Annotated in this window: 9 protein-coding genes and 1 pseudogene; 9 read left to right on the top strand and 1 reads right to left on the bottom strand. The window is 35.7% G+C overall.

The genetic code is table 11. From position 1 onward, the window contains the following. The 8 genes and pseudogenes from V7014_RS08180 to phoU form a co-directional block, all read left to right on the top strand. Positions 1-389: pseudogene (locus tag V7014_RS08180) on the top strand (RNA-guided endonuclease TnpB family protein); the annotation flags it as partial. Positions 390-528: 139 nt separating this feature from the next. Beyond that, on the top strand, positions 529-1,410 hold the full coding sequence (locus V7014_RS08175) for a LysR family transcriptional regulator (protein ID WP_335506016.1): 882 nt from the start codon (positions 529-531) through the stop codon (positions 1,408-1,410). 137 nt (positions 1,411-1,547) lie between these two features. Further along, positions 1,548-3,671 (top strand): peptidoglycan D,D-transpeptidase FtsI family protein, encoded by a 2,124-nt coding sequence (locus V7014_RS08170; protein ID WP_335506014.1) that lies wholly within the window; start codon positions 1,548-1,550, stop codon positions 3,669-3,671. Positions 3,672-3,928: 257 nt separating this feature from the next. Next, entirely contained in the window at positions 3,929-4,882 is a 954-nt protein-coding gene (locus tag V7014_RS08165) for a PstS family phosphate ABC transporter substrate-binding protein (protein ID WP_335506012.1), read from the top strand. An 87-nt stretch (positions 4,883-4,969) separates the two neighbouring features. After that, complete coding sequence (gene pstC / locus V7014_RS08160; protein WP_438824893.1) at positions 4,970-5,914, top strand: phosphate ABC transporter permease subunit PstC; 945 nt, start codon at positions 4,970-4,972, stop codon at positions 5,912-5,914. After that, on the top strand, positions 5,914-6,792 hold the full coding sequence (gene pstA, locus V7014_RS08155) for a phosphate ABC transporter permease PstA (protein ID WP_335506011.1): 879 nt from the start codon (positions 5,914-5,916) through the stop codon (positions 6,790-6,792). The genes pstC and pstA overlap by 1 nt, the downstream gene beginning before the upstream one ends. Positions 6,793-6,834: 42 nt before the next feature. Continuing rightward, a complete protein-coding gene (pstB, locus tag V7014_RS08150) occupies positions 6,835-7,662 on the top strand; it encodes a phosphate ABC transporter ATP-binding protein PstB (RefSeq protein WP_335506009.1) in 828 nt (275 codons plus the stop codon). Positions 7,663-7,676: 14 nt separating this feature from the next. Further along, positions 7,677-8,327: a phosphate signaling complex protein PhoU gene (phoU, locus tag V7014_RS08145; RefSeq protein ID WP_335506007.1), complete on the top strand. Its 651-nt coding sequence runs from the start codon at positions 7,677-7,679 to the stop codon at positions 8,325-8,327. A 375-nt stretch (positions 8,328-8,702) separates the two neighbouring features. Here phoU and V7014_RS08140 read toward each other — a convergent pair whose 3' ends face one another. After that, positions 8,703-9,287, bottom strand: a complete 585-nt coding sequence (locus V7014_RS08140; protein WP_335506005.1) for a DJ-1/PfpI family protein — start codon at positions 9,285-9,287, stop codon at positions 8,703-8,705. A gap of 141 nt (positions 9,288-9,428) precedes the next feature. Here V7014_RS08140 and V7014_RS08135 point away from each other — a divergent pair, with 141 nt between their 5' ends. Next, positions 9,429-9,863: an Lrp/AsnC family transcriptional regulator gene (locus tag V7014_RS08135; protein WP_335506002.1), complete on the top strand. Its 435-nt coding sequence runs from the start codon at positions 9,429-9,431 to the stop codon at positions 9,861-9,863. Positions 9,864-9,960: the final 97 nt, after the last annotated feature.

Raw genomic sequence — 9,960 nt, 5'->3', positions numbered from 1 at the left:
GTCTTACACAACCAAGCACGAAAATCTCAACTTACATCATCAAAAACCACGATATTGTAGGTATTGAGGATTTGCAAGTATCAAATATGATGAAAAACCACAAGTTAGCCAAAGCGATTGGCGAAGTGTCTTGGTCGCATCTTAGAACCATGCTTGAATACAAAGCGAAATGGTATGGCAAAGAAGTAGTTGCGGTGTCTAAAACCTTTGCGAGTTCTCAGCTATGTTCGTGCTGTGGCTTTCAAAACAAAGACGTTAAAAATCTAAACCTTCGTAAGTGGGAATGCCCTTCTTATGGCACACATCATGACAGGGATATTAACGCAGGACAAAATCTTAAAAATGAAGCGATAAGACTTCTAACCGTAGGGACTACGGGGATCGCCTAATTCATTAGAAACCGTTACGTTTCTTTACTTAGGAATCCCCACTTCAACGAAAGTGATTTTCTTTCGTAAGTGGTGGGTAGTTCAATGCTGTTTGTATGGTAATATCGTGCATATATACGCTTTTTCCGGAGGGATCGCTTTGAATATAGAAAATTTGAAAATGTTTTGCTTAGTAGTCGATGAGGGAAGTATTAGTCAGGCAGCGAGATTAAGCTTTGTATCGCAGCCAGCTGTAACTAGACAAATTCATCAATTAGAGAATTATTATGGAACTTTGCTATTTGAACGAACGGATGGAAAATTAAAAATCACGGAAACAGGAAGAATGCTTTATCCGTTTGCTAAAGCAATAACTCATGATTTCACTCGTTCTAAAGAAGTTATTCAGCAGGCGACTGGAGAATATAATGAAAATCTTAGAATAGGGGCGTCTTTAACAATTGGAGAATATTTATTACCTAGCATATTAGGGAGTTTTAAGAAGCAGGTTCCAAATGTGAAAGTAATGTTAACTATTAAAAACACACCAAGTATTTTGGAAGATTTAACGAATGATGTGATAGATTTGGCTTTTGTCGAGGGAATTGTTGAAGATAAGCAGCTCATTGTTGAGAAGTTTGCCGAAGATGAATTAGTGCTAGTTTATTCAAATGATCACCCGTGGCATGACAGACAGAAAATACATATTGAAGAGTTAGCGAATGAGCGAATGATTTGGCGAGAATCCATTTCGGGGATGCGGCTAATCGTCGAATCAACTTTAAAAGAACATGGCGTGTTAGACAAAATCGAGAACTATATGGAAATTGGCAGCATACAAGCAATTAAAAGTGCTGTAGAAGCAGGTCTTGGAATTAGTATTCTTCCTAGATTAACGGTTGCTAGGGAATTAGAGCAAGGATTCTTAAAGGAAATAAAAATCGAAGGGATAGTTATGAAACGGAGCTTATGGCTCGTAAAAAAACCGCAAAGATTTAAGAGGACTAGTATTAATAGCTTTATAGATTTTATCAATCAATAACTGTGATTATAGTAGTAGAGATATACCTCTTATTGTATGAATATTTAGAGTAATATGGTTTTTAAATAGAAAAATAAGTTAATTTTATATACAATAGATTTAGTACAAAAATTACCAAAAGAAGGAGGGGGATAAGAATGAAAAAAAGTAAAGACAAAGATAGAAAGAAAAAATCACATATTCCATTTCGTTTAAATATCCTTTTCTTTGTTGTGTTCTTATTATTTTCTACATTAATATTACGACTTGGTATTGTGCAAATTGTGAATGGAGAAGATGCTCGTCGTAAGTTAGAGCGTACGGAAGAAGTAACAGTAAATAAGCCAGTTCCTCGCGGGAAAATCTATGATTCTACCGGCAAAACCATCGTAGATAATGCAGCTGTTAATGCTATTACCTATACGAGAACTCAGGAGACGAAGACTAGTGAAATGTTAGATGTAGCTGAAAAGCTAGCGAAGTTAATTAATAAAGATGACAGTAAAATTACGGTTCGTGATAAGCAAGATTTTTGGATACTAATGAACCCTAAGGAAGCTGCGAAAAAAATAACTAAAGAAGATAAAAAATTATTAAGTGAAGAAAAGATAGATGATAAAGAAATATATAGGAGACAATTGAATCGTATTACAGAAAAGGAATACAATTCTTTGACAAAAGAACAGCTTGAAGTTCTGGCTATCTATCGTGAAATGGCAAGCGCTAAAGCGCTAACTCCTCAAATTATTAAAACCGAGAAAGTGAAAGGCTCGAAAGTAATTGAAATGGTCACAGAAAACGAAGTAGCAATTATAAGTGAATATCTCGAATCGTTGCCTGGCGTTGATGTAATAACGGATTGGAAGCGAAATTATTTATTCGAAGATACGTTAAGATCAGTAATAGGTAAGGTATCTAAGGACGGTCTTCCACTTGAAAAAATAGATTATTATTTAACAAGGGACTATAACCGTAATGATCGCGTGGGAGAAAGTTATATTGAAATGGCTTATGAAGATGTTCTTCATGGTCAGAAAGAAAAAGTGAAAAATATTACGGATAAGACTGGTAAAGTAATAGAAACTGTAACTGTATCTGAAGGACAACGTGGTAAAGATTTAATTTTAACAATTGATATGAATTTACAGCGTGCAGTGGAAAAAATTATCGAAGATGAACTACGCGAAAAAAAATCATTTGGTGGTACATATTTATTAGATCGCGCCTTTGTAGTATTGATGAATCCAAATACAGGAGACATATTAACAATGGCAGGTAAACAATATGCGCGTGATGAGGAAACAGGCAACATGGAAATGAATGACTTTGCTCTTGGGAACATAACTACTTCTTATGGTATGGGATCGGCAGTTAAAGGAGCTACTGTTTTAGCTGGTTTGCAATCAAAAGCGATAAATCTCTCTTCTGGATTTACTGATAGTAGATTACATATTAAAGGTACCCCTTCTAAAGGTTCGTGGAAAGATTTAGGATACGTTGGTATTGAAACAGCTTTACAAAGATCTTCTAACGTTTTTATGTTTCACACTGCTATTAATATGGGCAATGGTTTCTATCAAAGAGGTATGCCATTAAAAACCGATATAGATGCATTAGATAAGCTGCGTTTCTATTTCAATCAGTTTGGTTTGGGCGTACGTACAGGAATTGATTTACCAAATGAAATGGTCGGGTTTAAAGGCCCTGAAACGAATTCAGGTAAACTACTCGACTTATCGATTGGACAATATGATACGTATACACCGATGCAATTAGTACAATATGTGTCGACTATAGCGAATGGTGGTAAACGTATGCAGCCTCATATTGTGAAGGAAATACGCGAACCATCTGATGATCCAAATGAATTAGGGCCTATTGTTAAAGAAATATCACCAAAAGTTTTAAATACTATTAGTATGAAACAATCATATATTAAAAAAGTTCAAAAAGGTTTCAGGTTAGTTATGCAATCGAGTTTAGGAACGGCACCGGATTATGCGAATGTTAGTTATAATCCCGCTGGCAAAACGGGGACCGCAGAATCTTACTATGACGGTCCGCTTCGAAAGAATTATGATGAACCTATTCAAACTACCAATATTACGTTAGTAGGTTATGCCCCATATGACAATCCAGAAGTAGCAATGGCTGTTGTTGTACCGTGGGCTTATCAAGGAAAACCACATCAAATGAGTAGAGAAGTCGGTAAAAAAGTACTTGATACTTACTTTGCAATGAAGAAAAGTGGAGCTAATACTTCAAATGCACCAATTGAATAAGAATAAAATTGTATAAATGAAGAGGCTAACCGACTTGTAAAGGAGGGTAGCCTCTTTGTTTATCTATATATTCACTTGTATTCTAAACACTTTAACTTATAATATATACCCCTATCTTCACACCGTTATGCCCGTTTACAAATCTATAACATTGCTTTACATTTCCTTAACAACGCGTTTAAACGTCTTTAATACTTCTAGCGTATTCTTATTGTTGTAAGGTAATTATAACTGATCCCTTAGGAGGAATTTGAGAAATGAAAGGTTTTAAGTATTTGGCATTAGCAGCTACAATGACTGGAGCACTTGCTTTAGCAGGTTGTGGATCATCTGACGCAAAAAGTGAAGATGCATCAAATGGCAATAGTTCGTTAAAAGGCGACGTTGCAGTTGATGGCTCATCAACTGTATTTCCAATTATGGAAGCTGTATCTGAAGAATACATGTTAGAACAACCTAATGTGAAAGTATCTGTTGGTTCCTCTGGAACAGGTGGAGGCTTTAAGAAGCTAATCGCTGGAGACACGGATATGAGTAACGCTTCTCGTCCTATTAAAGATGAAGAGAAACAACAACTAGAAGATAAGAAAGTTGATTATACTGAATTTGAATTAGCTTACGACGGATTATCAATCGTTGTAAATAAAGATAACACTTGGGTTGACTCTTTAACTGTAGATGAACTTAAGAAGTTATGGGTAAACGATGGTAAGAAGAAATTATGGTCTGATATCCGCCCAGAATGGCCGAAAGAAGAAATCAAGTTCTACTCACCAGGTACTGACTCTGGAACTTATGACTATTTCAATGAAGTAATCTTAGAAGAGCAACCAATCGTTAAAGATGTAACACTATCTGAAGATGATAACGTACTTGTAACTGGTGTAAGTGGTGATAAAAACGCAATCGGATTCTTTGGATTCGCTTATTATATTGAAAATAAAGATAAATTAAAAGTTGTTCCTATTGATTCTGGTAACGGCGCAGTAGAACCAACTCATGAAACGATTAAAGATGGAACGTATACTCCATTATCACGTCCGCTTTATGCATATGTGAAAAATGATTCAGTAAAAGAAAAAGAGCAAGTTAAAGATTTTGTGAAGTTTACACTTGAGAATGCTGGCGAAATGGCTGAAGAAGTAGGTTATGTGAAAATGCCAGATGAAAAATATGATGAAGCATTAAAAGAATTAGAATCTATTAAATAATGCATGGTAAATAAGTTATTAGTAAGTTGAGAAGCAAAGTGAATGCTTCCCAACTTACTATGCTCTTGGAGGTAAGGGGGTCTCATTATGGCAACAAGCAATACAGGAAAATTATCAGTGGGTCAAATGATTGAAGAAAAAAAGAAAGCTAAGAAGAAATTTAACTTTGAAAAACTAGTCCCTTCATTATTATTGTTTACAGCGATTATTTCTGTATTAACAACAATAGGTATTGTTTTCACACTTGTATTTGAAACTGTCGAGTTCTTTTCGAGAGTACCTTTTTCAGATTTTATAACAGACACAGAATGGTATCCGTTCTCAGCAACTGAAGCGAGCTTTGGAATTATGCCATTGATCGCAGGTACTTTAAAGGTTACTGGAATTGCCACGATTGTTGCTGTGCCAATTGGGTTAGCAACAGCCATATTCTTGAGTGAATATGCCAGTGAAAAAACACGTAAATTTATTAAGCCGATATTAGAAGTATTAGCGGGGATTCCAACAATTGTTTATGGTTTCTTTGCTTTAACATTTGTAACTCCAATCTTGAGAGAAATATTTCCTTCATTAGAAATTTTCAATGCACTAAGTCCAGGTATTGTAATCGGTATTATGATTACACCGATGATTGCATCGCTCTCGGAAGATGCTATGTCATCAGTACCAAACAGCATTCGTGAAGGAGCATATGCGTTAGGTGCTACGAAACTTGAAACGACATTTAAGGTTATTTTACCAGCTGCGATTTCAGGGATTATGGCTTCAATCGTATTAGCATTATCGAGAGCAATTGGGGAGACGATGATTGTATCTGTAGCAGGTGGAGCTACGCCAAATTTAAGCTTCGATGTAACATCATCTATCCAAACAATGACATCTTACATCGTACAAGTAAGCACAGGAGACGCTGGATACGGAACTACAATTTATTACAGCATTTACGCCGTTGGTATGACGTTATTCCTATTCACCTTAGCTATGAATCTATTAGCTCAATACATCTCTCGTAAGTTTAGGGAGGAATACTAATGAACTTAATCAATAAGGATCATGTATTGAAGAAAATGACGAGTCGACTTTGGATTAACTCAATATGTAAAGGCTTATTCTTTGCTGCTACATTGTTTGGTTTAGTAGTACTTACCATTTTACTATATCGGATATTCACTCAAGGAATTGGGAACTTAGATGTAGAATTCTTTCAAAACTTCGCATCAAGAAAAGCTGAGGATGCAGGTATTAAAGCTGCTCTAATTGGTACAATATGGTTGATGGCGGTTGTAGCGCCTATCTCGATTACACTAGGTGTTGGAACAGCAATTTATTTAGAAGAGTATGCTAAGAAGAATAAATTCACATCATTTATTAAAATTAACATTTCGAATTTAGCGGGTGTACCGTCTATTGTATTTGGTTTACTGGGTTTAACAATATTCGTTCGTGCGCTAGCATTAGGAAATTCAGTATTAGCTGCGGGATTAACGATGAGTTTGCTAGTCTTGCCTGTTATTATCGTAGCCGCACAAGAAGCTATTCGATCTGTTCCGAAAGAGCTTCGAGAAGCTTCTTACGGTATGGGAGCAACAAAGTGGCAAACGATCGTACGTGTTGTATTACCAGCTGCACTTCCAGGGATTGCAACGGGAGCAATCTTAGCTTTATCTCGTGCTATTGGTGAAACAGCACCACTAATTGTTGTAGGAATACCGATGTTTATCGCGTTCTTACCAAAAACAGTATTTGATACATTTACTGTCTTACCGATGCAAATTTATAACTGGACTTCAAGGCCACAAGAAGAATTTCAATTTGTAGCAGCAGCGGGAATTATTGTATTGCTTGCATTATTGATTCTTATGAATTCTGTAGCGGTCTTTATCCGAAATAAATTCCAACGACGTTTTTAATTGAACGGATTATTAGACAAATTGTTAAGGAGGATGTAATATATGAGTACTGTTCTTGAGAAGGAAATCAACGTAGTGCAACCGAATAAATCAGTTGAGACAGAGCCGGTAGCAAAGCATAAAGTTTATGAAACAAAACAATTAAACTTATGGTATGGGGAAAAACATGCCTTAAAGAATATTGATCTTGATATTTATGAGAATGAAGTGACTGCGATTATCGGGCCTTCTGGTTGCGGTAAATCAACATATATTAAAACACTAAATCGTATGATTGAAATGATACCTGTTGTAAAAACATCAGGGGAAATTAAATATCGAGGACGAAACATTTTAGACCGATCTTACAAAGTGGAAGAGCTTCGTACAAAAGTAGGGATGGTATTCCAAAAGCCGAATCCATTTCCTAAATCCATCTTTGAAAATGTAGTATACGGACCTAAAATTCATGGAATTCGTGATAAGAAAATCTTGAAAGAAATTGCTGAGAAGAGCTTGCGTCAAGCTGCACTTTGGGACGAAGTAAAAGATCGTTTACATGAAAATGCGTACGGTTTATCAGGCGGACAACAACAGCGTCTATGTATTGCAAGATGTCTTGCAATCGAGCCTGATGTAATTCTAATGGATGAGCCAACATCTGCATTAGATCCTATTTCTACACTGAAAGTAGAAGAGCTCGTACAAGAATTAAAGAAAGATTTCAGCATTATCATCGTTACACATAACATGCAACAAGCAGCACGTATTTCAGATAAAACAGCTTTTTTCTTAAATGGTGAAGTAATTGAATATAGTGATACAAATACTATATTCTCTAACCCAACAGATAAAAGAACAGAAGATTATATTACAGGACGTTTTGGATAAAGGAGACCATGTTGATGATTGTACGTGAAAAGTTTGAAGATGAATTAAATGAGTTAAGTGATAAATTAGTAGCGCTTGCTACGTTTGCTGAACAAGCTTTAAACAAAGCATTTACAGCATTCGAAACACAAGATAATGAGTTAGCTCTTCGTGTCTTAGAAGAAGATGAACAAGCGAATTTGCTAGAAGAAGAAATAAATGATTTTGCTCTATTATTAATTGCTAAGCAACAACCAGTTGCAATTGATTTACGAAGAATAATTGTTGGTATTAAGATTGCAGCAGATGTTGAACGAATGGCAGATTACGGTGTAAATATTGCGAAGGCATCTATTCGATTAGGTAAGGATCACCCTAATACTGGTATAGATGAACTAAAGAAGATGCATCAAATTATGATTGAAATGTTAAATCAATCGATTAAAGCGTATGCTGATGAAGATGTCCAAATAGCGAAGAAAATCGCTAAGATGGATGATGAAGTAGATTATTTGTATGGACAATGTATGAAAGCTTTATTAAGAGAATTCGGAGATAATTTCCAACAAGTATCACAATTAGCCTTCATAGCACGTCATATTGAAAGGTCAGCAGATCATGCTACAAATATCGCAGAAAACATTTATTATTTAGTACGAGGAAGACATTTAGATTTAAATAAATAATTGGAACTCCCCATAAACGGTTGCAAAAACCCCTTACGTTTATGGGGATTTTTTATTGTTTATGAATTTATATAATTATTGATTGTTGATTACTTTAAATAGAGTGAATACACGTCCAGCTCCGAGAACCCAACGCCTAGTGAACTTCACACTTCTTCTTACGATAAGTCAACGTGGAAATGCGGAATCGGCCCGTCAAGCCCCGAAGTCATAAGTCGAATCACACAGGAAATCCTGATTTCTGAAGTGATTTGGCTTATGACTCGAGGGGCTGGCCGATGAAGCTAGTCAATCGAATCCTTCGTGTTTCCTTTATCTCGTACGAAGTGCGTAAGTCTCATACGGCGTTAAACGGGCGCTCTGCGCTTTTAATCTTTAGGCAAATCCCATGAGGTCCTTTACACGTATAACATTTTCTTTAGATGTTAACATTTCAAGCAATAAAAAGGCGACATCAAATGCAGTTCCTGGATTCGATGAAGTGATAATATGATTGTCTCGAACAATTCGCTCATTTTGTACGTTTGTGCAGAAACTTTTTAACTGTTCTTTTCTTTTACTCGTTTGATGATCATATGTTGTTGCTTTTCTCTCTTTAAGAATCCCGCTTTTTCCAAGACTTAATGATGCAACGCAAATGCTAGCAATTGGTTTTTGATTTTCATCAAAATGCCGTATGACGTTTAAAAATGGCTCACTAAATGCATCTTTATAAAATCCAGCCTCTTCAAAACCTCCTGGAATAGCTAGCGCATCGAATTCATCTAGATGAATATTATCTATTGTTTTCTCTGGAATGACTGTAAAATTCCATGTGCAAGTTAGCTTGTCTCGGAGACCAACTGTTACAACCTCTGTCTCTCCATTCCCTTCCCATTTGTTCCAACCTAATACATCTGTAAAGACACTTGCCTCAACTGCTTCAAAGCCATCAGCTAATAGTAATAATACTTTTTTCATTACAAAAACCTCCTTCGATGATTTCATTTTAAGAGATTAATCGGTTACTTTACATAAGTTTAAAAAAGATATTTAGTTATTTTTATTTAAATTATAAGGAATTTAGAGTATTCTATTTTATAAAAAAAGGTGATGGTAAAGTTGGATATTGTAGATCAAAAAATAGTGAAAGAATTACAGATAAATGCCAAAATATCTATGAAAGAACTGGCTGAAGTCGTACATCTATCTTCTCCGGCAGTTATAGAGCGTGTACGAAAGCTTGAAGAGCAACAAATTATTGAGGGTTATCATGCACATGTTGCATTGAAAAAAATGAATCGTCCAATCTGCGCTATCATCTTATTTAAGTCAACAGATTGTAAAGCATTAGCGAATTTTTGTCATAAGCATCCAGATGTACTTGAGTGTTACCGAGTAGCTGGAGAAATCAGCTATATTGTAAAAATAGCTACACATTCTGTTGAAAGTTTAGAACAGTTTATCGATACATCCATGCAATATGGGACACCTTCAACGAATATTGTATTATCTTCTCAGGAAAAAAAGATGATCGAGCCTTTTGTAGAAAAGTAAGAATCGCTTATCAGCTTTTCGTGTTTCCTTTATCTCAGTTGAAGGGTGAAAGAAGATACGGAGCTAACCGTGCGATTGCACTTTTATCCCGTTCTAA

It is taken from the genome of Bacillus sp. JJ722, from assembly GCF_036963345.1.
GTDB lineage: Bacteria > Bacillota > Bacilli > Bacillales > DSM-1321 > Bacillus_AD.
This window is presented reverse-complemented; position numbering and strand designations above follow the sequence as displayed.

Bases quoted from the DNA above. Each gene is read 5' to 3' on its own strand.
- V7014_RS08170 (WP_335506014.1), top strand. From the start codon at position 1,548: ATGAAAAAAAGTAAAGACAAAGATAGAAAGAAAAAATCACATATTCCA.
- pstC (WP_438824893.1), top strand. From the start codon at position 4,970: ATGGCAACAAGCAATACAGGAAAATTATCAGTGGGTCAAATGATTGAA.
- V7014_RS08140 (WP_335506005.1), bottom strand. From the start codon at position 9,287: ATGAAAAAAGTATTATTACTATTAGCTGATGGCTTTGAAGCAGTTGAG.
- pstB (WP_335506009.1), top strand. From the start codon at position 6,835: ATGAGTACTGTTCTTGAGAAGGAAATCAACGTAGTGCAACCGAATAAA.
- pstA (WP_335506011.1), top strand. From the start codon at position 5,914: ATGAACTTAATCAATAAGGATCATGTATTGAAGAAAATGACGAGTCGA.
- V7014_RS08165 (WP_335506012.1), top strand. From the start codon at position 3,929: ATGAAAGGTTTTAAGTATTTGGCATTAGCAGCTACAATGACTGGAGCA.
- phoU (WP_335506007.1), top strand. From the start codon at position 7,677: ATGATTGTACGTGAAAAGTTTGAAGATGAATTAAATGAGTTAAGTGAT.